Raw genomic sequence first — 24,483 nt, 5'->3', positions numbered from 1 at the left:
CCTGTGGGAGCGGGCTCGTCCCGCGATCATGGGCGCAGCCCGTGCCAGGCACTGCGTTACTTTGACAAATACATGGAAAGGGGCAGTGAGATGAATGCATCAATGCGTAGCAACGGCGGTCTTCGCCAACGCGATCTCGACGCCCTGGCCAGCGCCGCGCACGAAGATCCGTTCGCGGTGCTCGGCCCGCACGTCGACGGGGCGGGCGACGAAGTCATCCGCGCCTTCCTGCCAGGCGCCTTGAACGCCCGGGTGTTGGCGCGTCACGACGGGCGCATTCTCGCCGAGATGGAGCAGGGCAGCCTGCCGGGCCTGTTCAGCGCATACCTGGACGAGCGCCAGCCCTACCTGCTGCAGATCGGCTGGGCCGGTGGCGAGCAGATCACCGAGGATCCCTACAGCTTCGGCCCGCAGCTTGGCGACATGGATCTGTACCTGTTCGCCGAGGGCAATCATCGCGACCTGTCAGGGCGCTTCGGTGCCCAGCCGATCCAGGTCGACGGCGTCGACGGCGTGTGCTTCTCGGTCTGGGCGCCCAACGCCCGGCGTGTCTCGGTGGTGGGCGACTTCAACAACTGGGACGGCCGTCGCCACCCCATGCGTCTGCGCCACGATGCCGGGGTGTGGGAGCTGTTCATCCCGCGCCTGGCCGTGGGCGAAACCTACAAGTTCGAAGTGCTGGGGGCGGACGGTGTGCTGCCGCTGAAGGCCGACCCCCTGGCCCGCGCCACCGAACTGCCGCCGAGCACCGCCTCGAAGGTCGCAGGGGCACTCAGCCACGACTGGCGCGACCAGCAGTGGATGGAGCAGCGGGCCCAGCGCCATGCCTACAGTGCGCCGCTATCGGTCTACGAACTGCACGCCGGCTCCTGGCGCTGCGAGCTGGACGAAGCCGGTGAGGTCGCACGCTTCCACAACTGGCGCGAGCTGGCCGAACGCCTGGTGCCCTATGTGCAAGAGCTGGGTTTCACCCATATCGAACTGCTGCCGATCATGGAGCATCCCTTCGGCGGCTCCTGGGGCTATCAGCCGCTTTCGCTGTTCGCGCCAACCTCCCGCTACGGCAGTGCGGAGGATTTTGCTGCCTTCATCGATGCCTGCCACCAGGGCGGCATCGGCGTGATTCTCGACTGGGTGCCGGCGCATTTCCCCACCGACGAACACGGCCTGGCACGCTTCGACGGCACCGCGCTGTACGAGTACGACAACCCACTCGAAGGCTTTCACCAGGACTGGAACACGCTGATCTACAACCTTGGCCGCAACGAAGTGCGAGGCTTCATGCTCGCCTCGGCGCTGCACTGGCTCAAGCATTTCCATATCGACGGCCTGCGTGTCGATGCCGTGGCCTCCATGCTGTACCGCGACTATTCGCGCAAGGCCGGCGAGTGGGTGCCCAACCGCCATGGCGGGCGTGAGAACCTCGAGGCGATCGACTTCATTCGTCAGCTCAACGACATCGCAATGCACGAGGCGCCCGGTGCGCTGATCATCGCCGAGGAATCCACGGCCTGGCCGGGCGTCAGCCAACCCACGCAGCAGGGTGGCCTGGGCTTCGCCTACAAGTGGAACATGGGCTGGATGCACGACACCTTGCACTACATCCAGAACGATCCGGTACACCGTGCCCATCACCACAACGAAATGAGCTTTGGCCTGATCTACGCCTACTCCGAGCATTTCATCCTGCCCATCTCCCACGATGAAGTGGTGCACGGCAAGCGCTCGCTGATCGACAAGATGCCCGGCGATCGTTGGCAGAAATTCGCCAACCTGCGTGCCTACCTGACGTTCATGTGGATGCACCCGGGCAAGAAGCTGTTGTTCATGGGCTGCGAGTTCGGCCAGTGGCGCGAGTGGAATCACGACCATCAACTGGATTGGTACCTGTTGCAGTATTCCGAGCACCAGGGCGTGCAGAAGCTGGTGGGTGACCTGAACCGGCTATACCGCGAGCTGCCGGCACTGCACGAGCAGGATTGCCAGCCCCAAGGGTTCCAGTGGCTGATCGGCGACGATGCCGTCAACAGCGTGTATGCCTGGCTACGCTGGAGCAGCGCCGGCGAGCCGCTGCTGGTGGTGGCCAACTTCACCCCGGTGCCGCGTGAGGGTTACCGTATCGGCGTGCCGTTCGGCGAGCGTTGGGTCGAGCTGCTCAACAGCGATGCCGAGCTGTATGCCGGGAGCAACGTCGGCAACCTCGGGGCGGTGGCCGGTGAAGCGGTGGCAAGTCATGGGCAGCCGCTGTCGCTGGCCTTGAACCTGCCGCCGTTGGGCGTTCTAGTCATGAAACCTGCCTGATGTCACGGCGCATCCTCCTGCAGGGGGATGCGCCGCATGCGCTGATCACCAGCGCATCCGTACCCCAAGGCTTCCGATCAGCCCATTCAGATCGTTGTCATCCACATCACTGCTGTAGTCGGCGCTGACGAACAGCGCCACCGTCGGCGTGACCCGCGCCACCAAACCCAGGCCCAGTTCCACGGTCGCTGCACTGCGCGAGCTGGAGATCTTGTCGACCTGATCCAGCTTTACCGCATCGCTGTTGTTGAAGTCGTACCAGACGTTGGTCCGCACATAGGGTTCGATCGGCATGCCCCGCACTTCGTAGCGCCCCGACAGTTTCGCGCCCACCCGGCCACTCCAGCTCGGCTGGCTGTCGAACGCCTGCAGGGTCTCGGCCTGGGCCTGGCCGGCGGGGAAGAACTGCTGGTTGATCAACTGCGCCTGCGGCTCGATCACCCAGTGGTTGCCCAGGCCGATGGGGAAGCCACCCTCGACCGAGAAGGTCATGGCATGGCCGCTGTCATCCAGGCGCTGGCCGCTCTGGCTGCGACCGTTGACATCGATGCGCGTGCCCATGGCCACTGCATCCACATGCCAGCCCTGGTCGTGGGTCATGCTCCAGTAAACGCCCAGGCTTTCGCCGCTGAGGTTGACCGCGTTGCGCTGCTTGTCACCGAGCAGGGAGCGCATGCCGTTGAAGCTGCTCTGCAGGTTGTTGTGGCCGACGAACACCCCGGCGCGGTGCACGTTACCGCCGGCGGTCTCACGTACGAAGAGGTCCGGGCCGATCGTCAACTGCTGGCTGGGCGCCTCAAGCCGGGCTGGCGGCACGGAGGTCGGGTGCGGGGCGCCGGGGAAGAACTGTGCCCATTGGCTGGCGACCATGCCCATCGGCACATCCCCGTGACGCGCACTCATGCGTTCGGAGAACGCCTGCAGGGTGCCCATCCCCAGGCCACTGGCGCTCACAGGATTGAGCGACAGCAGGGGTATCGCCGGTGGCTGCAACGGGCTGGCGAAAGGGGTCTCTTCGTCAAGGTCGAGCGCGAACGTTTCCACCGGGGTTGCCAGAAGCAGCGACGTGGAAACCGCACAGAACAGCCGGTCGAAGCGCACAGGATTCGATGCTCGTTTCATGGCGGATCTCCTGTTTCTTGTGGGTAACAGCCAAGGCCTGGCCTGGTGTCACGAGCTGTACGACACGAAACAGGGGGCGACACAAACCAGCACGCGGAGTTTGCTGGCGCGCGTAAAGACGCGGGCCAGAGAGCTCGGCGCGAAGTTTTCGCAGTGGGCGATATGTTCAGCTAAGGAGAGCTGGCGCCTTGCGTCAAGAAAAGGTTGGTGCGATCAGAAAATTGTGTTGTGACGGGTAACGCGTTGAATAAGCGTGTGATTGCCCTTCGGTTAGTAATGTGGGTTCTTTGTCTGGGTTTGGTTATGCCAAAACATTGCTAGCCAGGTTTGGCTGTATTAGCGGCCCTTTGATCGACTGGCTACCTGCTAATTCTGTCAGTTTCGCTCGGGCGTATTTGTACCTAGCATCCAGTGACACCCACGAAAGGGCCAGCGCAACGCAGGCCCGCTTCGCTCGCTCACGCCAAGGATCGCCAGGGGGAAACCATGGCCAAACGCCAGAGCCGCAAACAAGTTGGCCTACTCGACAGACTGCTGGACACCGAGCCGGGAATCAAAGTCAAACTCACCCCAGCGACCCTGGAGCAAGACTCGATCATTGGCCTGCAGTGCAAGACGACCGATGCGCTGATGGCGCATTATCCGAGCTTGCACAGCGACGAAGCCCAGCGACTGAAGGGGCGTCTGAATGCTGCGGCAGCGGCGATGATGCGTACTTTCCGGGAAAAGCGCCTGATTGCCGGGGCGCGCCGCCCCTCAGATGAGCTAAAGGGCCCTCTGGACTTATCCAGAGGCCCGACCTTCGAAAATCAGTTCTTGCCCAGTTGGGGCAACAACGCACATCCGCAGGCGGTGGATGCCACCACCTCGCCAGTGGCCTACCTCATCGATCTACTGACGTTCATCCAGGATCACGTCGAGGCCCAGGGCGATGCGGATCTGATCCTGACGCTAAAAACCCGGCGCCCTGATCTGTTCGAGCGCCTGATCGATGAGGCGTTCATGAACCGTGAACTGCCGCAGGTCGAGGTGATCATCCATGTCCTGGAACAGTTGATCGAAGAACATCGCCAGCAAGCGGACAGTGAGCGCACGGCCACAGAAGACAAGCTGCTCAAGGTTCGCTATCCCATCAAGCAGTTTCCCTATGAAGCGTATTGGGCGCAGATCCGTACCGTGCTGTCGCACAACTCGCTGCTGATGGGTGATGTGGCACGCCTGTCGGACATCGACAACCCTTACTTCATCCAGCCCGGTGCGCATTCACCCTGGTCCGATGCCGCGCTGCAGCAGGAAGCCACGCTGGGCCCGCTGCTGCGTGCCCTGCTGATCGAGCCACCCTACTTCGGCACAGCGGCGCAGAGTCGTGGGCTGAAGACACAGTCCGATGAGCCCGGGGAGCGGCATCAGGCGTTCTTCGAGGACAACTTCGGAGTGCCGAATGCCATGTACCTGCAAAAGGTGGTGACCTTCTGTCAGGCGGTGCAGATCAGTCAGGATGAGATGGAGTCGCTGTTCGGCCTGGCGGCCTATGCACCCACGCGTTCGGACAACGTGACCAGCAATGTGTTGGCCGAGCAGGTTTCGCCGGCCCTGTTCGTCGCACGCTTCATCAACAGCGGCGAGGCAGCGCCGGTTGGGGTTGTCAGCGATGCGCAGGACCCACAGCTGCACACCTTCGAAAACTTGTCCGAAATGCGGTTTGACCGGGTCCAACGTCTGGTGCGCGTGGCCAGCGCTTTGAATCTGACCTATGCCCAGGCCGACCAGGTGGTGTGTGCGGCAATTGATGCGGAAAAGCGCGCTGTCGCCGAAGTCAGGCGCATCAAGTCCGATGACTCGCCGTTATGGATGACGGTCAATACCCATCGGGCCTTGGGTTTGTTCCAGTTCTTGCGAGAGCGCTTCGCCTGTAGCGCTGAAGACTTTTCCGTGCTGCTCTCGGATATGGCTGTTCACGGCATTGGCGCGACTGCGAGCCATTTCGACCGGGTCTTCAACAGCGATCCCACGTCGCGTCTGGTGCTCGACGGTAGCGACTTCAGCCTCTCGGGCGACGATGTCGTGAGCAAACGTACCGTTGACCAGTTATGCCGCGGGCTGGGCATCAACCTGGAGACGTTCCGTTACCTGTCGCGTGTGTTGATGCAGGGGCAAGGGGGCGACAAGCTGCAGCGCTCTGTGCGCGTGGTCAGTGCCTTCTACCGTGTGGCGATGCTGGCCCGTCTGCTTTCGGTTACCACCATCGAGCTGCTGGCACTGTTGGAAACCCTGAGCCCCGAGGGGCTTTATGCCTTGCAACTGGCGGGGGCACCGCAAAATGCCATGTACCGCAGTTTTGCCCAGACCGACACCCTCAGCGTCATCCATGCCATCAGCCACTGCGTGCTCTGGTGTCAGGAGCAGGACCTGCCGATCAGCTGGCTGGTGCAGCAGTTGCTGCCGGTCGAGACGCCCGATGTGGTGCCCCAGGAAATCTCTGCACTGTTCGGCGAACTCAAGACTCAGCTGCTACCTTTCCAGGCCTTCGAGCAGGCCCTGCTGGATGCCGGTGTTCTGGCCCTACCTGCAGGTGAGTGGTTGAAAGCCTTGGTACAGGTCGTCGATGAGCAGGGCTTGCTGGCGGACACTGGCGACCCCGAACAGGACTTCGACCCGGAACAGTACGAGCAATTTGCCGAGCGGGAAATCAAGGCGGCGGTCGATCAGTTGGCCAGCGCCGGCGAAAGCCAGTTGCCCGATATGGACAGCGCTGAAAAGGAGCGCCTGACCGGCATTATTCTCGGCGTGGTCCTGCGCATTCGTTCGCAGCAGTGGGGCGTCGTTCAACAGGGTCTTTCACAGCTTCTGAAGGTCAATGCAGACATGGCGATCCCGATGGTCTACTGGGCCGAGGGCACAGTGCACCAACTGCTGGAGAGCGCGGTGGCCTTCGACCCGCAGCAATCCCAGTCCGATGCCATGAAGGCCATGCTGGGGCTGGTGCAGCGGATGCAGCGCTGTGCACAAATCGCGACGCGTTTCGAGTTGACGCCCACGTTGTTCTCCAGCTTGTTGATGCGCGCGCACCGCGCACGGTTCGGTATCGACGCCTTCGACTTGTCCTTGCACACGCTCTACCATCTCGATCGCTACGCCCGTGGCCTGCGTCTGGCCAAGCAAACGGAAGCACAACTGCTGGGCTATTTCTCGGCAATCGAGGGATTGCATGACCTGACCGCAAATGAACAGCGTCTGATCAGGGATGCGGCTGCCCAGCGTATCTCGGCCTGGTTGGGTTGGGGGATCCGTGAGGTGCTGGACGTGGCGGCCCGGGTTTCGCCCGATGGCATCATTCGCGATCTGACCCAGTTGCGCATCGTGGTCGACACCAAGCTGCTCAGCGAGACCACGGGGCTGAGCGCTGAATCACTGATGAAACTCAGCAAGCTGACTGCCTATTCAGACACACAGGACTACCGCGATGCCGCCCAAGAGATGCTCAGCAGCCTCGACAGTGACAGCGCGCAACGCCGGGACGAGGCAGAGCTGCGTCAGAGCCTGGCCACGCGCTGCACCGTGAGTGAAACACGTCTGATCGCCAGGGCGCCTGATCAGGAAACCACGGTGACCTTGAAACTGCTCGATATGCAGAACGAGCCGGTTTCAGGTATTCGCGTCACCTGGTCCACCGATCTGGGGGTTTTGCAGTCCCATTCCAGCTACACCGATGAAGAGGGGGTGGCCAAGGTGCGACTGCAGGCCGGTACGCAGTTGGGCAGTGCCCATGTGCAGGCCAGCTACCTGCTCGATGGCAAGGCATTCGCGCCGCCGGTGGTGATCGACTGTGACGAAGAGACGGTGCGATTGATCAGGATCGAGGGACAACCAGGTGCCAGGGCGCCTCTGGAGCTCGCAGGCGGACAAGGCATTTATCGCTTGGCTGCCCTGCTCGTCGACCGTTATGACAATGATGGGGTGGATCGTCTGGTCAACTGGTCCACCACCATCGGCTACTTTGTGGACAACATCGGTGAAACCTTGACTGACCACACCGGCTACAGCCGGATTGCGCTAAGAAGCCGGGAGGCAGGCTCGGGCGAGGTCCGCGCGTGGTACGCAGGCAAGCCCGATGACGTCACTGTGGTTCAGATTGGCTTTGCCGACAGACCCTACATCAGTTCGCTCGTACTGCAATCTGCGTTGGTCGTGGATGAGCCGATCACGGTTCAGGCCAGGGTTCTGGGGCTTGATGGCGAGCCGGTCGCTGGCCAGGCGATGTCCTGGTTGCTTGAAGGGGGCGAACTGGTCAGCGCCGACAAAACCAGTGATGGAGCCGGGCTGGGTCGAGCCGTACTGCAGGTCGGTACGGCTGGGCGGGTGAAGGTGACCGTGACCCTCAGTACTGCCGATGAAACCGCAGAGGCCTATCACAGCAAGGATCTTGCGTTCGACGTGCTTCCCGATGCGGTGATGCGGCAGTACAGGAAGATGGGGAGCTGGCCGTTGGCCGATGGCATCAGCACGGTGGAGTATGACATCCATATCGCCACTTCCGATGGCATCCCCGTGGCGCGCTACCCCATCACCTGGAGCGTCAGTGAAGGCGGCACGCGTGTGGCCGAGCCCGCTGTCAGCTTGACAGGCAGTGATGGTATTGCCCGCTTCGATCTCAAAAGCACCACGGCTGGCCAGCGTACGGTATCCGCGAGCTGGGGCAAGGCGCAGTCCCAGCCGTTCGAGCCGGTGACCTTCCTCGAGCCCCTCGGGTTGACGATCGAATTCGACGGCAAACCGTTGGAGGGGGCGATCGTCATTACGCCGCCTTCCGAAGGGGAAACGCCGCACACCTTGACCTATCGCGTGGCTGCCGGCCATTCGCTGATCGGCCAGCCGATGTCTCTTCACGTCAGTGGCCGCAACTCGGCAGCTTCGTTGGGCTTGGTGATCTCGCCCGCGCCGGGTGCCGACAACGCACTGGGCGAAGATGGCGTGACCTGGACCATCACCAGTCGACCCGTGGGCCTGAAGACGGATGTAGGGCTGAAGTTCGGATTCTCCTATGACGCCACTTATCCGTCGAACCTGACTGATGTCGTGATCAAGGGAGCACAGAAATGACTGTGGCCCCATCGACTTTCGAGCTTTTGCAGCGAGGCCCATATGAAGACTGAATTGAGCCAACAACTCGCGGAACAATGGCGCGACGCGCTGAGTGCCTATGCCATTCACCACGTACTACCGGACAAGCTGCAGGCCGGTAGCCTGAGCATGATGACGGCCGATCACCTGGACCGTTACCTGATGACCGACACCCAGGTCAGCGCCAAGGTCACCACGTCCGCGTTGGCCGAGGCAATCGCCTGTGTCCAGACCTACGTCAACGCGATCCTCAACAATATCGAACAGGGCTACGGCAAGGATTTCGCCCCCGAGTTGACTCTTTTCTGGCAGCAGGCCATGTCGACCTACTCGTTATGGGCGGCCTACCAGATGATGGAGGACTACCCGGAAAACTATATCCGTGCCGAACTGCGTCTGGACAAGACGGAGCTGTTCAAGACCCTCGAGAACGACCTGGCGCAGGGACGAATCGATGATGCGGGTGTTCAGAAGGCGCTGCTGAACTATCTGAAGGGTTATGAGTTTCTGAACAACATCCGGGTCCAGGCCGGTTACATCGACTACCACGACGGGCACCGTGATGCCGACCAGTTCCCAGGGTATGCCTACGCCAACGCCGATTACTACTTGCTGGGCAAGGACAATGCCTCGCCCTGCGCCTATTACTGGCGCAAGGTCCAGGTACGTCTGGACCAGGCCTCCACTTATATCCAGCCCGATGCGTGGTCGGAATGGAAACCGGTGAGCATTCCGCCGGGCACGACAATGTTGCAGATGTGTCCGGTGTTGTTCGGTGGTCGGTTGCACGTGATCTGGTGGTACTTCACTGCACCGACAAAGGTCCTCGGTGCGAATGGTGAAGAAAGCAACAAGCGTTCGTATGCGCTGACCTTGGACATCATTCACCTTGGGCTCGATAACCAGTGGACTACGCCGGAGCGACTGTGGCAGCACGACGTCGAGGTTACCGATTCTGACGACTCGTCGCAGATACCCTCTAAAGTGAAGAATTTCAGGGTGATGGCGGTTGCGCTTGGGCGCGTGAACGGGGATGACGATCAACTGTTCGTTGCTGTTCACGATACGTCGGACAATGACGCCTGGGAGGAGAGATTCAGCCTTCAACGGGATGTCTTGAAACGTGGGACCGCACCCGCTATCGATCCTATCAACAGCGCAGCCCTTTCTCGACGATTCACAGGTAGCGCGAGCCGCTTGGCCTTTTCGCAGCGTATTGCAGCGGTCGATGCTGCGGTGAAAAGCATCAAGCCGAGTGGCAACCCTCATATTGCACTCGATGCTGTACTCGAGCAGGGCCCGACGGCGCCTTCACTGCGAGTACGTGCACGCTCCAGCGAGTTGCGCATGCGTTTTCAGACATTGGCCCTGTTGTTTGACGAAATTGGTTGGGATTACTACGGTCTTTACGTGGATTTCCGACTATACGCCATTGAATCACGAGGCGAAACGCAACTTAATTTTATCGCCGTCACCCATGGTGCCCCGAACTTTGAGTCCATCACAATCCAGCATGATGGTAAGACCCTGGCGGTATTGAAACGGTCCGATTTTAGTGGAACGTGGTACCCCAACATGTTTTCGGGTATGACAAATTTCGCGTTACCGGAACTTTCGCGTCCACTCTCCAAGGAGTACATCCGTGAAGGCATGGGTTTCACGGTCATTATCGATGAAGCGCCGGGCCTGCCGCTGCAGAGCACGCGAAACCGAGTCAATGGGACTGTTGAAAGTATCCGTTTGCCGAAAGTGGAACTCCTACATCGGCAAGGCGATAAATCGACAACATGCTGGTCGGGGCCCTGGGTTCTCAATAAGCATGCCGTCAGCACCTGGAGCCGTCTGGAGGACATTCCTCTAACGGGCTCGGCAATCTTCGAAGTTACCGCCGCTGGTGAAGCGCCCGCCACCTTCACGGTGACCTGGGGCGCCACCTCGAGTCTGGCCGATACAACGATTCCATATATTCACCAACAGTCCGACGGTACCGACTTCCTCGTGTTCAATGCCATCGGTGGCGCCAGCGCGCCCTTGACCGTGCGGCTGAACTCCCAGCATGTTTCCGATTTGATCAATCGCGCCGAGGCCTCGCCCCAGGCCGTGTTCGCCTGGGATGCGCAGCACCGGCAGGAGCCGGCATACCGCAAGCAGCTGGCCGGCGCGGTGTATCAGGGGTGGCAGCCAAGTGCGGCGGACCCGTTGCTGCACATGTTCGATGCCTATGGCAGCTACCTGCGTGAGTTGTTCTTCCATGTCCCCCATCTGATCGCATCGCGTCTGCAGGAAGAGGAACGCTTCGCCGATGCCCGGCGCTGGCTGGGGTTGATCTTCAACCCCTACCAGAAGCAGCCGCCCAGGGCGATCCCCGGCCCTGACTACTGGAACTGCGCTTGGTTGCTTCAGGATGACACTCAGGCGGCAGGGCTCGACCACGAGCTGATCGAGCCGCATGTCATCGCGCTGCGCGCGCCGTCGCATTATCGCAAGGCCGTGTTCGTGCAGTACGTGAACATGCTGATCGGCGAAGCCGACCAGCACTATCGCTACCAGACCCGCGACGGCCTGGCCCACGCCTGGCTGTTGTACCGCATGGCCGCGGACCTCATGGGAGAGGTGCCGGATGCGCGGGCAATCAATACCTGGCAACCGAAAACGGTCAGCGAGGTACTGGCTGTCGAGCCGACCGACATGCTGTTGGCGGATAGTGGCCAGGACATTGTCCCAGCCAACTTGCCCAAGCAGCTGTCGACCTTCTTCTGGGCTGGAGTGGCGGCACATCCGGCCTTCCGCTTGCCGGTCAATCGGCAGTTGCTGGACCTCTGGCAATTGCTGGCGGAGCGCTTCTACAACCTGCGGCACTTCCTGACCCTCGACGGACGACCCATGGTGCTGCCACTGTATGCACCGGCTGCGAACCCGTTCGACTTGCTGATGGCACGCATGGGGGGCGGTACCAACCTGTCGCACCTGATGGGCCAGCGCACGGTGGTGCCGCCGTATCGTTTCCGTACCCTGATCGCCAAGGCTCATGAGGTGGTGGCGACCCTGACCCAGTTCTCCGAGCAACTGCGTGGCCTCATGGAGCAGGAGGAGCGCACTGGGCTTGAAGCGTTGCAATACCAGCACGCCGCCGAGATCGCCGGATACACCATTGCCATCCAGGAGCAGTTGCTCGAGCAGCAGGAGCAGCAGGAAGGGGTATTGTCCAAGCAAGCGCTCGCCGCCCAGACTCGATACGCGCTCTATACCGAGCTGGTCAGCCAAGACATGTCTGTTCTGGAAATCTCGGCAATGGTTGCCCATCACGCAGGTGGGGCTATCAATAGCGGGGGTTCCAGCGCATTGAGCGCCTACTACGCGACACAGATGGCGCCCAGGATCTTCGGAATGGCGCAGGACAGGGGGGATACGACCGCCCCCATCATGAGCGGTGCTCAGTTGCTGTTCCTGGCGGGGAGTGCATTGCAGATCTCCGGTGACATCATGCGCGAGACGTCGACCTACAAGCGTCGCCGACAGGAATGGCAGTTGCAGGCCACCTTGGCCAGCAAGGATATCGATGTCATCGCCGAGCAGGTCAAGGCCCAGGCCTGCGCAACCCAGGCCGCCAGGAACTCGCTCGATCACAGCCGCAAGGTGCTGGACCAGGCCCAGCAGATGTACGCCTTCTACCAGAGCAAATCGACCAACGTATCGCTGTATCGCTGGCTGAGGTCGCAGGTGACCGCCTGGCATGCGACGTTGTTCGATGTCGCGGTGGGCTTGTGCAACAGTGCCGAAGCTTGCTGGCAGTACGAGACGGGCAACTATGACAAACGCATCGTGCGTGCCTCGGTCTGGCAAGCAGATCGGCATGGCCTCAATGCCGCAGGCGAACTGCGCCTGGACCTGCATCGCCTGGAAGCCGAAGCCTTGTTGCGCAACGAGCGTCATCTGGAGCTGCGCAAGACCGTGTCGCTGCGTGCACTGATCGAACAGGGCCAGGTATTTGACAAGAAAGGGGCTGCACTTGGCGACTGGCCGGCGCTGCTCGAGACGCTGGTCGAGAACGGCGAACTGGATTTCAGCCTGAGTGAAACGCTGTTCAACCAGGATTACCCCGGGCATTACCTGCGGCGCCTGCACAGTGTGGCGTTGTCGCTACCTGCGTTGCTGGGGCCTTACCAGGACATCCGCGCCACCCTGACCCAGACGCAGAGCCGATTGTTGACCAAAGCCGATATCGAAGGGGTGAAGTACCTGTCGCCGCAACTTGACCAGGGTGAGGGTGATGGGCGCTACGTCATGCGAAGTTTGCGGCCCAGCCAACAGGTCTGCCTGTCTTCGGCTACGCAGGATATCGGGTTGGTCACGGCCCCCGAGAGCGATGACCGTTACTTGCCGTTCGAAGGCACCGGCGCCGTCTCCGACTGGAACCTGAAGTTTCCGCGAGCTGCCCGGCAAACCGAACTGCTCCAAGGGCTGAGCGATATCGTCATGGAGGTGCGCTACCTCGCGCTGTATGGCGGTGCACTGTTCGAGGAGCAAGTCGAGGCGTTGTTGCCCGAAGAAGCGGCCGGACGTTTTGCTGGTGTGGTCCGGCGAGGGCATGTCCAACCAGGAGACAGTCATGAGCAATAGTCATGAGGCACAGGGTATCCAGCCGATTTCGACGCGTGCGCAAGACCTTACCAAAGGGCATGATTTTCTTCAGGATCCCTTCATCCAGAAACCAACGCAAAGCGCTGGCTCCGAAGGGCTATGGATTTACGAAGGCGAAGACAGCTTCATGCTGCGTGAAAACGATGCCAGAGACGGCACGTACCTTTCACTTTTCCGAGAGGGTAGGCTCTACCAGGACTTCACGTTGCTCGAGGGGGTTGCACAGGGCTATGCCTTGGGCTGCCAGTACAACGTTCTGTACTTTACCGAAAATTGCTGGCTCAAGGTCTACGCACTCTCGGGGGGGGCGCAAGGCCAGGTTATCCATGAGCAAGCGCTCAAGAACCCGGAGACCACCGGGCAGGCTGACGAGCAAAACCCCAAGCCCGAAGCTGAACCTACCTGGCATACGTTGACGCCCAGGCTCATCGACATACCCCAGGGGATCTCGACAATACGCGTGGCGTTCGAAACCCCCACGGGTGGGAGGCAGGATGAACTGAGCCTGCGTAACATCATTTCCGAAGTGCACCTGGCCCCCTTCGAAGGGAAGGTTTTGCTGTCGCCTGAGCCTGATCAGCCATCGCTTGCTCCGCAACCCCAGCCGCCTTTCAAACTGTGCCATGGCGCCACGTACAGCCTGCAGGTCAGCGATGCCTGGCAGGGGCAAAAGCTGAGCGTGCTGTGGCCGGGGAATGCCGATACCCCGCCCACGACATACGGGCTGACAACGAATCCGTTGCTGAATATCGACGACAGTGACGAGGAGAGTCGTTATCCGCAACCGGATGCCGGGACCAGTACCTGGAGCTTGGGTGCCAGTGCCGCCCAGGAGGTGATGTCCGGCGCGCTACCGCTGGGCCTGGGTAGTTACTGGCGGGCCGAAAAGCATGAGCTCCAGGCGCAGTTGGGGGATTTTCGCTATGAAGTGAGCGAGGTGGCCTGGGATGGCGTGGTGCCGGTTCTGGAGTGGAATAGCAGTACCACGTTGACCGCAACGCTGAGCAACCTTGTCGCGCCAGCGCGAACGATCGTTGGTCAGGATGTGGATTGGTACATCGACGATGTGCTCTACAAGACTGTCCCAACGGATGAGCAGGGCAAGTCGACGCTTGAGTTCACCCCTGAGCCGAAGGATGGTGTCGACTTCTACACCGCAGAGCTCAGCGCCCGATGCGTTGATGGCCTCGGCGCGGAAAGCGACAAGCTACATGCTATCCCTGTGTACTCCCGCTCACCGTGGTCGGCCCAGTTCGATGTGTTGTTCGACGACAGGCCAATCACTGATTTCGATGACGTCAACCTGGTGCTGGGCAGCGTCGGCGAGCATACGTTGACCTTGAAGCCCAAGTCTGCGGACAACTTTTTCATAGGCGAACAGGTGGCCTTGGGTTGGCCAGGAGGCACACCACAGCTGGACATCACCTTCAGCCCGAGCGAACCGCAGGAAATGACTGCTGCTGGTGTCAGTTGGACCATCATGCCTGGTGTAGAGCGGGATCATTTCACGCTCGAAGTCGTCACGCCGACGCTGACTTTGCCCCTGTCACTCAAAGGCTTGCGCCTATCGCCCAACCTCGAGGAAGAGATCGAGCTGACGCTTGCAGACGCTGTGCCGGTAAGCCCTGCGCTGTTCTGGCGAGACGATGCGCAGACGCTGAAGGTCACCCTGAAGCCCGGCAGCCCGCTGGCGAAGATGAAAACAGAAGCCTGGCTGACCTTCACCGACGGCAGCCTGAAACCGGCCAGTGTCGTTGCCGCGCCCAATTACGGTGAGCGGCGGGCGATGTTGGAAGACGGGTTGAGCTGGACACTGACCGGTGCGCAGGTGAGTGGCACCTTTGGGGTGCAGGTGCACATGCAGGGCTTTGACGAACCGATGGTCGTCGACACGTGCTTGCTGATGTCGCGAGCACTGACCGACGAAGCCGAGCTGGTCTATGACGATGAGCGTGGATCGGACGAATCGACCTGGATATTCCGGCGCATGGTGCCGTCCTACGTCGAGGTCAAGCCAAAAGCCGGAAGCCCCTTGGCTGAAAGCGGTTTGAAGGCCAAGTTGACGTTTGTGGGCGATGACCTGGTGCCGGAGGACATGGAGGCCCACCCGAATTACGAGGTTGAGCAGGGGTTCTCGGAGGGGGCGTTGCGATGGGAGATGATGGGCAAGCAGGCAAGCGGTGTGTTCGGGTTGGCCATCCAAGTGCCGGGTTTCTCGACGCCCTTGATCACGGGCAGTTGCTGGCTGCTGTCGCTACGTATGGAGGATGAGTTCGACGTGTTGCTGGATCTGGTGCCTCTGGTTGAGCCGCTGGCTATTCTCTCCAACGCAGAGCACAAGCTGGCTATCGTGCCGAAAATGGGCAGTCCGCTAGAACGAGAATTTCTGAGCGAAGCGTGGATCGAGTACGTCGAAGGCAGTTTGCCCCAGGCGCAACTGATTTCGCTTCCGACTTACAAAGAAAAACGATCGATATCCATTCCAGGACTGGCCTGGACTTTGTCCGCCAAAGTCTCTGGCACATTCGGCTTGACCATTCATACAGACGCGTTTCCAACACCCCTGACGGTGGAATCGGGGATTGCTTTGCCGCAAGACCTGAAAGATGAAGTGAATGTGACGGTAGGAGGTCGCGTTATCTCAGACCTGGTGGTGTTTCGGCGCTTGGTGAGCCAGACCGTTATGATCGTGCCCAAGCCTGGTAGCCCTCTGGCAAACCTGAAGCAAGGGGTACGGGTGACACTCTCTGCCGACACTGAGAAGGAAGGGGATGTATCGGCCTCTCCCGATTTTGGTGTGTCAAGAGAGATGTCTGCAGATGGGCTGAAATGGGAGGTGACCGGGGGCGACCTCAGTGGAAAATTCGGCTTGGCTTTTCATGTCGCGGGCATTTCAACCGCTCTGACAATTCCGACATGTGTGTTGTTATCCAGCAAGTTGGCAGATGAAGCAGAGGTGACCTATACACCCCATTTTGCGCCTGACCCCACGTTAATCTTCCGCAGGGAGGATCTGTCATTCACATTGAAGGCCAAGTCGGGAAGTCTGTTGGGTGCTATCAAGGCCATGGCCTGGATGGAATTTATTCCGCAGACGCTGAAGGAGGGCGACATGGAGGCAGTGCCCGCGTTCGGCTCAAGAACCATACTTTCAGAGGCGGGGTTGAAGTGGAACACGCGAGGCCGAGAGGGCAGCGGTTATTTCTACTTGAAAGTTCATGTCGAAGGCTTCGATACACCGATAACGCTTGTGCCGACGGCGATGCTGTCCAGAACAGATGAGTTAACAATTATAGTCGAGGCATCCGGAGGGGACTATACGCTTTCCGCCTACGCCGTTACAGGTAGTCCCATATTCGACAAGTCGTATTCGTTATCGTTGTGGAGTAACACTTCATATCCAGGGTTCGTGCCAGATCCAGGATTCAAAGTGGCCAGGAAGTTGGAAGGTTCCTCAGGTCTACAGTGGAACCTGGGCCCTTTTCCGAAAACGCTCTCGCTGCTGACAGTTGGAGGAGACGACTTTCCGTGCCCGAAATCCATAAACTATGGCACGAGCAAGTAACGGTGCGTTGAGGGGGCTTTGCAAAAGCCGCCCTTGGTCTTTTGACAAATGACGAGCGCTCGATGCCGTATTTTTGTCCTCGTTACGCGATGTTTTGTATGCATTGCTAAACAGCTCGCCTTTGGGTTATGGGCGGTCGGGAGTTCTGAAGTGACTGTGCAGTTTAATGCTGCGCGTCATACATAAGTAGATTGGAACTGGTCACAGGAGGGGCTCATGCCCGACTCATTGGATGGGTATTCACACGAAAACCAGGCTGCTGCTTCGGGTCAGGCCCCCGCGTCCGCGAGGGAAGAGGGCGGCGCTCCCTTCTACACCCCCCCAGCCCTGCCCAAGGGCGGTGGCACGGTCTCGGTCGGTGGCGGCATGCTCTCGGCGGGTGGCCCGGACGGTGCGGCGGGTTGGCAAATGCCCCTGCCATCGCCGGCTGGTCGTGCGCTGTCGGCGGAACTGGCGTTGTACTACTCCTCTGGCGGCGGTAACAGCGCCTTCGGCGCCGGCTGGGATTGCGACCTGCCGGCGATCTTCTGCATGACCCGCTTCGGTTTCCCTAAATACGACGGCAACGACCGAATGGTCGGCCCGTCCGGGGAGGAAATCCTCAAGGCCGGTGCACCCCATGACCGCACAGCCTTGCCGTTCGCCGAGGCCTCTGGTGGTGAGACCTACAGCGTCACCCCTTGGTGCCTGCGCAGCGGCGCGCCATCGCAGCGTCTTGAGCATTGGGTCGTCAAAGGCGCTGCGGCTGACCCTGGTTTCTGGCTGCACTGGCAGCCCGATGGCAGCCTTTCGTTGTTCGGCTGGTCGGCCTCTGCACGTCTGCACGATCCCGCAGCCCCTGAACGTGTGGCGGGCTGGTACCTGGAGGAGCGCGTTTCAGCCCGTGGCGAGCACCTGGTGTACCGCTATCGCGCCGAAGACGACAAAGGCTGCAGCGACCAGGAGCTCAAGGCCCACCCGCAGGTCGCCAACCTCTATGCCGATACTGTCTTTGCCATGAACGCCACGCCTTCGCAGGCGCTGCTGATTCCCCAGGACGGCTTCGACGAGACGGATTTTCTCACCTTCACCCAATTCGACTATGGCGAGCGCGGCGCCGACCCCGAGCGGGTGCCTGGGCTTGCGCCGGAGCAGGATTGGCCGGTGCGCGACGACTGCCATTCGTTCTGGCGCTATGGGTTCAACGTGCGCATCCGCCGGCTGTGCCGCGATGTGCTGCTCTGGCACCGCACCGCACGCATGAACGGCGAGGCCGACGACACGCCAGAGCTGGTGGCACGGCTGCACCTGCAGTACGACAGCGGCCCGGTCTGCAGCATTCTGGTGTCGGTGCAACAACTGTCGAGCGTATCCGACTGTCGCTTGCCGCCGATGGAGTTCGAGCTGACCCGACCTGGCAGAGCTACGCCCGGTTGGGAAGCGGTGCCAGCGCTCGACGGCTTCTGGGCCCCTGCATGGCAGATGGCCGACTTGCAGGGTGAAGGCGTGCCAGGGCTGTTGTACCGGGATCGGGGCGCCTGGCATTACCGGCCGCCGATGCGCCCGGACAAGGCCCGAGGCGCGGCGCAGGATGCGATCATCTGGGGGGCGCCGCAGCTCTTGCCCAAGCGTCCGGCCGATAGCACCGGCAGCCTGACCGACCTGGATGGCGATGGCCGCCCCGAGTGGTTGATCACCGAATCGGGAATGCGTGGCAGTTTCACGCTGGCGCCCGACGGTATCTGGGGGGCGTGGAAACCGCTGTTGGGCTTGCCCAGCGAGTATGGCCATCAGGCTGCGCAGATGACTGATCTCACCGGCGATGGCCGCTCCGATGTGGTCATGCTGCGCGCCCTCGGCCCACGGAGCGTACGGCTATATCCCTCCGCAGGCGCCGACGGCTGGCTGGCGGCGGTCACTGCAGAGTACGCGGGGCGCGAAGCGCTGCCATCACTGGATGGGGCCGACCGGCAACTGGTCGCCTTCGCCGATCCTGCCGGCAGTGGCCAGTCGCACCTGCTGCGCATCACTGGCGACAGTGTGACGCTCTGGCCGTCCCTGGGCTATGGCCGGTTCGACGAGGCCATCAGTATCCCGGGTTTCAAGGTGGAGGATTTCAACGCCTCGCGGGTGTTCCTCGCCGATACCGACGGTGCGGGCACCACCGATATCCTTTACCTGGAACCCGCCCGTATCCGTGTGTTCATCAGCCAGTGCGGCAACCGTTTCGTCGAGGGGCCTGCGATCGAGATGCCGCAGGGGGTGACGCTGGACAGTGAAGCCCAGCTGCAGGTGGCCGACATCCGTGGCCAGGGGACTGCCGACTTGCTGGTGACGGTGCCGGGCCATGGCCCTGAAAAAACACCGCGCAGTTGGCTGTACCGCTTCAACGACCACCGGCCGTGGTTGCTGTCGACCATCGTCGACAACATCGGCAACCGCACCGAGTTGCAGTACCGCAGCTCGGCCCAGGCCTGGCTCGACGAAAAGGCCGAGCAACTGGCCCGCGGCCAGACGCCGGTCAGCTACTTGCCGTTCCCGGTCCATACCGTGAGCCGGATCACGACGATCAATGAAATTACCGGTTTGTGCATGGGTCGCGAGACTACCTATCTCGGCGGCGTGTGGGATGGCCGCGAACGTGAATTTGCCGGGTTCAGGCGCCTGATACAGACCGACACCCATGACATGGTCCGGTCGATGGCCGCCCATCTGTCGCCGCCCTCGCGTACCTGCACCTGGTTCTACACTGGGGTGGAGGCGCTCGATGCGGTGGCTGACGACGCCTTTGTCGACATGGATGCCCGATTCCCTCAGGCTCCACCGCGTTTCACCCAATGGCGTGACGATGCAGAGGAGGCGCTCGAGGTAACGGGGGCGCTGCGCGCCTGGTTGTACCGCGCGGTCCGTGGCCAGGTCATGCGCAGTGAGGTGTACGGGGAAGACGGCCATCCGCGTGCCGACAACCCCTACAGCCTCGAGCGCTCGCGCCTGCAGATCCGGGCCTTGGCCAGTGCCGATCCTCAGCGACCGAGTGCGCTGGTGACGCCAATCCAGCAGCTGGCATTCAGTTGCGAACGGGTGCCGCAGGACCCGGTGGTCGCCCAGACGCTTGTTCTCGCCCAGGACTTGTATGGCAACGTGCTGCAAAGCGCTGTCGTCAACTATCCGCGTCAGTTGCGCGAGGCGGACTTGGTCAGGGAGGAGGGTGAGCGGCAGATCTATCCCGACAGCTTGCCGGCGGGCTTGATCGAGGCAAGTTGCGATGAGCAGCAGTACGACTGTTGGGTCAATCTGACCCGCTCCCGCGTGCACAATCTGGTCCGTGGCGATGACTTTGTCATCGGTCTGGCGGATGGCACGCGCCGGGATGTGATCAAGCTGGCGGCCAGCGACGTGCCCATGGGCGGTTTCAGTGTAGAGAACCTGGCAGTGGATGAACTGCTGATGGCCGATCCGCAGAGGACGACGCTGGTCGGCTACGAGAAGGCGATCTGGCGGCAAGCCGATGGCTCAGGCGCCGCGACGGTCCCTTCGCGTCAGGCACTGCTGGCCTATACCCGCACGGCGATGCTCGACAAGGCTTCACTGGATGTCCTGCGGCCGACCTTCGAGCAGACCTTGGGCAATCTGGTGGAGCAGGCGCTGGCCAACCCGAATGCCGACCCGGCAGTGCTGCGCCGGGTGCGCGATCGCCTGCCGCACGTGACGGCGGTTGCGACCTCGTACTCACTGCTGATGGCTTATCTGCAGTGCTCGCCCCAGGACGAGCAGGCGCTCGGGATTCTGCGCGCAGCGCTCAAGACCGTGATTTCGGTGGATGCCTTGCGCGAGCGGCTGTACCAGGCCGACGTTGCGGTGTTGCCGGAGGGCTTGCAGGCGGCGTTGCGCAAGCAGAGCCGTGTGGCCGATGCGGCCCTGCCAGCGGTGGTGGCATGGTTCGCCGGCCAGGCGCAAGGCAGTGCGGATCTGCAGCGCCTGCATGGCGCAGTGGCGGACGGACTGGCCGTGACCGGTGCTGACAGCGTGTTCTGGCGAGTCGTGCTGGCCAACCTTGCGATGCGCGGTGGTGATCCATCCCACCCAGTCCAGCTCCAGGCATGGTTGGTAGACGTCCAGCACTTGCTGGAGACCCGGGTGCAGGCCGAATCCCTGACCGAGCTGCTCAAGCGCGGCGGCTATGTCGCCATGAGCCGACCGGAGGATGCCGAAGAACTGGCCGAGCCGCACGATCCCTCCGATACAGGCGCGCCGTCGATTCCGTGGTCGCCGCCAGTCGAAGAGGCGTACTGCGGCCACCACGGCATTTCGGAGTATCGTGGCGCCGAGCATTTCTGGATGCCCGACACCGTCCAGGAAAGCACGGTGACTGGCCCCAGCCAACTGCAGTACAGCGCCCATGACATCGCCGTGTGCAAAGTGACCGATGCTGCCGGTCTGACCTCCACTGTCGAGGTGTATGACTGGCGCTTCATGCAGCCAGTGCAGATCAAGGACGCCAATGACAACACCCACACCAGCAGCCTCGATGCTCTGGGGCGGGTGATGCATACCCGTTTCTATGGTACTGAAACCCCGGCAGGCAGCGATGAAGCCGTCATGAGCGGCTTCTCCCCCGATGCTGCCTTCACGCCCCCTCGCACGGTCGAGCAGGCCGTGGCCCTCAACGAGAGCAAAGGGGTGCCGGTGGCCATGGCATTCACCACCGTGGTCGACAGCTGGATGCCCTTGGCGCTGCAGGCCGATGGTCGTGTCGTGGGCACCCGCCGTTGCGGTGCATTGGCCTGGCAGCGGGATGCGCAGCGTTTGCGTCGGGATGGCATAGAGGTGTCTGGCGAGCTGTTCATGGCCGGGCGCACGCCACCCCATGTGATCCAGATCCAGCCCGACCGTTATGACAACGATCCCGAGCAACAGGTGCGCGTGCAGGTGTCGCTGACAGGCGGCTCGCAGTTGTTGCAGGTCGCCATCCTCAATCCGGGCGGCGAGGCGTTCGTGCGTACCGAGGAAGGAGGCCTTGCCCAGGATCAGGATGGGCACGCGGTGTCGGCTCACACCGAGGTGCGCTGGGCGGTCACCGGCAAGACCGAGTTCGACAACAAAGGGCAGGCGGTTCGAATGTGGTTGCCGTTCTACCTCGACGACTGGCGCTGGGTCAGCGACGACAGTGCGCGTGAAGGCATCTATGCCGACACGCATTTTTACGATGCGTTGGGCCGCCAATGCAGGATCGTGCGCGCCAATGGCGAGGATGTCGAAGGCGAGTGGGCGAACTACGAGCAGCGCGTGCAGGTATACCCCTGGTTCAAGGTATCGGAAGACGAAAACGATACCTGGCAGGAGGTCATCGAGCGGGCACGGCTCAAGGCGCGCAGTACTTTGCATTGAGGCGCCGGCCTCGGGCAATCGATGTGGCTCGAGCAACGTGCCGATGGGCTGCCGGGCAGCCCATCAGCAATGGTCACGCGGGCGGGGGCGGGTATCGCTGGCTGGTCATTCCTCTTCGCGCTGCAACACCAGCAACAGCACCGAGCGGCCCTGTACCTCGAACAGGCTCTCGAACGCCAGGTGCTGTGCCTTGCGCAACTGCGGCCGATCGGTATCGACCAGGCAACTCCAGTGTTCGCCTTCAGGTACGCTCGGCAGCTTGAACGGCACCACGTCATGGTGCGCATTGACGATCAGCAGCACCGTCGCTTCCGCTCCTGGCCGGGCAATGCCGCTGACTTGCGCGCGGCCGTCGATCAGCATGCCCAGGCAGCGCCCGTGCGGGTCTTCCCACTGCTCCACACTCATCTCGCTGCCGTCGGGAGCGAGCCAGGTGACGTCCTTGACTCCGATCGCCTCGTTGTAGTCGCCGACCAGGAAGCTCGTACGGCGCAGCACCGGGTACTGCAGCCTGAGCCGGGTCAGACGTTTGACGAAGGCCAGCAGTTGCGTGCCGTCCTCGTCCAGGTCCCAGTTGACCCAGCCGATCTCGCTGTCCTGGCAGTAGGCGTTGTTGTTGCCATGCTGGGTGCGGCTGAATTCATCACCCGCGACGATCATCGGCGTGCCTTGGGACAGCAGCAGCGTGGCGAAGAAATTGCGCATCTGGCGCATGCGCAAGGCATTGATCTGCGGGTCGTCGGTGGGGCCTTCGACGCCGCAGTTCCAGGACAGGTTGTTGCTGGTGCCGTCCTGGTTGTTCTCGTCGTTGTCCTCGTTGTGCTTCTCGTTGTACGAGACCAGGTCGCGCAGGGTGAAACCATCGTGGGCGGTGATGAAATTGACCGAGGCGTAAGGGCGCCGGCCGCGGTTGTTGAACATGTCGCCGGAGCCTGTCAGGCGCGCGGCAAAATCGGCCAGTTGGCCCTCGTCACCTTTCCAGAAGGCGCGAGCCGTATCGCGGAAGCGGTCATTCCATTCCGCCCAGCCGGGGGCGAAGTTGCCCACCTGGTAGCCGCCGGGGCCGCAGTCCCAGGGCTCGGCGATCAGCTTGACGCTGCGCAGCAGCGGGTCCTGGCGGCAGGCGACGAGGAAGCTGTGACGTTCGCTGTAGCCGTCGTGATAGCGGCCCAGGATGGTCGCCAGGTCGAAGCGGAAACCGTCCACATGCATCTCGCCTGCCCAATAGCGCAGTGAGTCGGTGACCAGTTGCAGTACGCAGGGGTGGCTCAGGTCGAGGGTATTGCCGGTGCCCGAATCGTTGATGTAGAAGCGTTTGTCGTCAGGCATCAGGCGGTAGTAGGAGGCGTTGTCGATACCGCGCATGGACAGGGTCGGGCCACGCTCGTTGCCCTCGGCGGTGTGGTTGTAGACCACATCGAGGATCACTTCCAGGCCCTTCTCGTGGACGTGCGCGACCATCTCCTTGAACTCGGCGATCTTGCCACTGGCCAGGTATTTGGGATGGGGGGCGAAGAAGGCCAGGGTGTTGTAGCCCCAGTAGTTGTTCAGGCCCTTGTCCAGCAGGTGCTGGTCGTTGACGAAGGCGTGCACGGGCAGTAGCTCGATGCTGGAAACGCCCAGGTCCTTGATGTGGGCCAGCAGCTCGTCGTTGGCAAGCCCCGCGAAAGTGCCGCGCAGATGCTCGGGCACTGCCGGATGGCGCATGCTGATGCCACGGGCGTGGGCTTCGTAGATGACGGTCTGCTCCCAGGGAATCTGCACCCGCTGGTCGCGACCCCAGGTGAAGGCCGGGTCGACGACCTTGCACTTGGGCACGAAGGGGGCGCTGTCGCGTTCATCGAACGACAGGTCGTCGTCGGGGTGCCCCAGGGTGTAGCCGAACAGCGCCTCGGACCATTTCAGCTCGCCCACCAGTTGCTTGGCGTAGGGGTCGATCAGCAGTTTGTTGGCGTTGAAGCGGTGACCGTTCTGGGGCTCGTAGGGGCCGTGCACGCGATAACCATAGACCAGCCCCGGATGCGCGTCGGGCAGGTAACCGTGGTAGATCTCGTCGGTGTATTCGGGCAGCTCGATGCGCTCGAGCTCGTTTTCGCCGGTCGCGTCGAAGATGCACAGCTCGACCTTGGTGGCGTTGGCGGAGAACAGCGCGAAATTGACGCCCAGTCCGTCCCAGGTGGCGCCGAGCGGGAAGGGCAGGCCCTCGCGAATCCGGGTGGGCGCGACGGAACGGGTTTTCTTCGGCGTGCGTGGGTTCATGGCAGTCCTCGTCGGGCCAGGTGAATTCAATTCGGCTGTGGGAGCGGGCTTGCCCGCGAAAAAGACACCGCGCTGCCTGGCACGGGCTACGCCCGTGTTCGCGGGCA

General features: G+C 61.8%; 7 protein-coding genes. 5 read left to right on the top strand and 2 right to left on the bottom strand.

Annotated elements, in window-relative coordinates; translation table 11 throughout:
• The first annotated feature begins 90 nt into the window (after window positions 1-90).
• On the top strand, window positions 91-2,301 hold the full coding sequence (glgB, locus tag ACPZMI_RS09970) for a 1,4-alpha-glucan branching protein GlgB (protein WP_426352146.1): 2,211 nt from the start codon (window positions 91-93) through the stop codon (window positions 2,299-2,301).
• Window positions 2,302-2,346: 45 nt separating this feature from the next.
• Here glgB and ACPZMI_RS09965 read toward each other — a convergent pair whose 3' ends face one another.
• Window positions 2,347-3,423, bottom strand: a complete 1,077-nt coding sequence (locus ACPZMI_RS09965; RefSeq protein WP_426352145.1) for an autotransporter domain-containing protein — start codon at window positions 3,421-3,423, stop codon at window positions 2,347-2,349.
• A 486-nt stretch (window positions 3,424-3,909) separates the two neighbouring features.
• Here ACPZMI_RS09965 and ACPZMI_RS09960 point away from each other — a divergent pair, with 486 nt between their 5' ends.
• From ACPZMI_RS09960 to ACPZMI_RS09945, 4 genes are all read left to right on the top strand, one after another.
• On the top strand, window positions 3,910-8,523 hold the full coding sequence (locus ACPZMI_RS09960) for an Ig-like domain-containing protein (RefSeq protein WP_426352144.1): 4,614 nt from the start codon (window positions 3,910-3,912) through the stop codon (window positions 8,521-8,523).
• Window positions 8,524-8,565: 42 nt separating this feature from the next.
• Window positions 8,566-13,164 carry a Tc toxin subunit A-related protein gene (locus ACPZMI_RS09955; RefSeq protein ID WP_426352143.1) on the top strand — a complete coding sequence of 1,533 codons (4,599 nt, stop codon included), beginning with the start codon at window positions 8,566-8,568 and terminating at the stop codon, window positions 13,162-13,164.
• Window positions 13,154-16,750 (top strand): hypothetical protein, encoded by a 3,597-nt coding sequence (locus ACPZMI_RS09950; protein WP_426352142.1) that lies wholly within the window; start codon window positions 13,154-13,156, stop codon window positions 16,748-16,750. The genes ACPZMI_RS09955 and ACPZMI_RS09950 overlap by 11 nt, the downstream gene beginning before the upstream one ends.
• 216 nt (window positions 16,751-16,966) lie before the next feature.
• Window positions 16,967-22,117 carry a SpvB/TcaC N-terminal domain-containing protein gene (locus tag ACPZMI_RS09945; protein WP_426352141.1) on the top strand — a complete coding sequence of 1,717 codons (5,151 nt, stop codon included), beginning with the start codon at window positions 16,967-16,969 and terminating at the stop codon, window positions 22,115-22,117.
• Window positions 22,118-22,222: 105 nt separating this feature from the next.
• On the opposite strand, the gene glgX is transcribed toward ACPZMI_RS09945, so the two are convergent.
• Window positions 22,223-24,376 (bottom strand): glycogen debranching protein GlgX, encoded by a 2,154-nt coding sequence (gene glgX / locus ACPZMI_RS09940; RefSeq protein WP_411384186.1) that lies wholly within the window; start codon window positions 24,374-24,376, stop codon window positions 22,223-22,225.
• Window positions 24,377-24,483 lie beyond the last annotated feature (107 nt).

The sequence above is a fragment of the Pseudomonas wayambapalatensis genome (assembly GCF_049942315.1).
Lineage (GTDB): Bacteria > Pseudomonadota > Gammaproteobacteria > Pseudomonadales > Pseudomonadaceae > Aquipseudomonas > Aquipseudomonas wayambapalatensis.
This window is presented reverse-complemented; position numbering and strand designations above follow the sequence as displayed.

What these genes read in the sequence shown, in the direction of transcription:
- glgB (WP_426352146.1), top strand. Translation starts at nt 91, where the DNA reads ATGAATGCATCAATGCGTAGCAACGGCGGTCTTCGCCAACGCGATCTC.
- ACPZMI_RS09965 (WP_426352145.1), bottom strand. Translation starts at nt 3,423, where the DNA reads ATGAAACGAGCATCGAATCCTGTGCGCTTCGACCGGCTGTTCTGTGCG.
- ACPZMI_RS09960 (WP_426352144.1), top strand. Translation starts at nt 3,910, where the DNA reads ATGGCCAAACGCCAGAGCCGCAAACAAGTTGGCCTACTCGACAGACTG.
- ACPZMI_RS09955 (WP_426352143.1), top strand. Translation starts at nt 8,566, where the DNA reads ATGAAGACTGAATTGAGCCAACAACTCGCGGAACAATGGCGCGACGCG.
- ACPZMI_RS09950 (WP_426352142.1), top strand. Translation starts at nt 13,154, where the DNA reads ATGAGCAATAGTCATGAGGCACAGGGTATCCAGCCGATTTCGACGCGT.
- ACPZMI_RS09945 (WP_426352141.1), top strand. Translation starts at nt 16,967, where the DNA reads ATGCCCGACTCATTGGATGGGTATTCACACGAAAACCAGGCTGCTGCT.
- glgX (WP_411384186.1), bottom strand. Translation starts at nt 24,376, where the DNA reads ATGAACCCACGCACGCCGAAGAAAACCCGTTCCGTCGCGCCCACCCGG.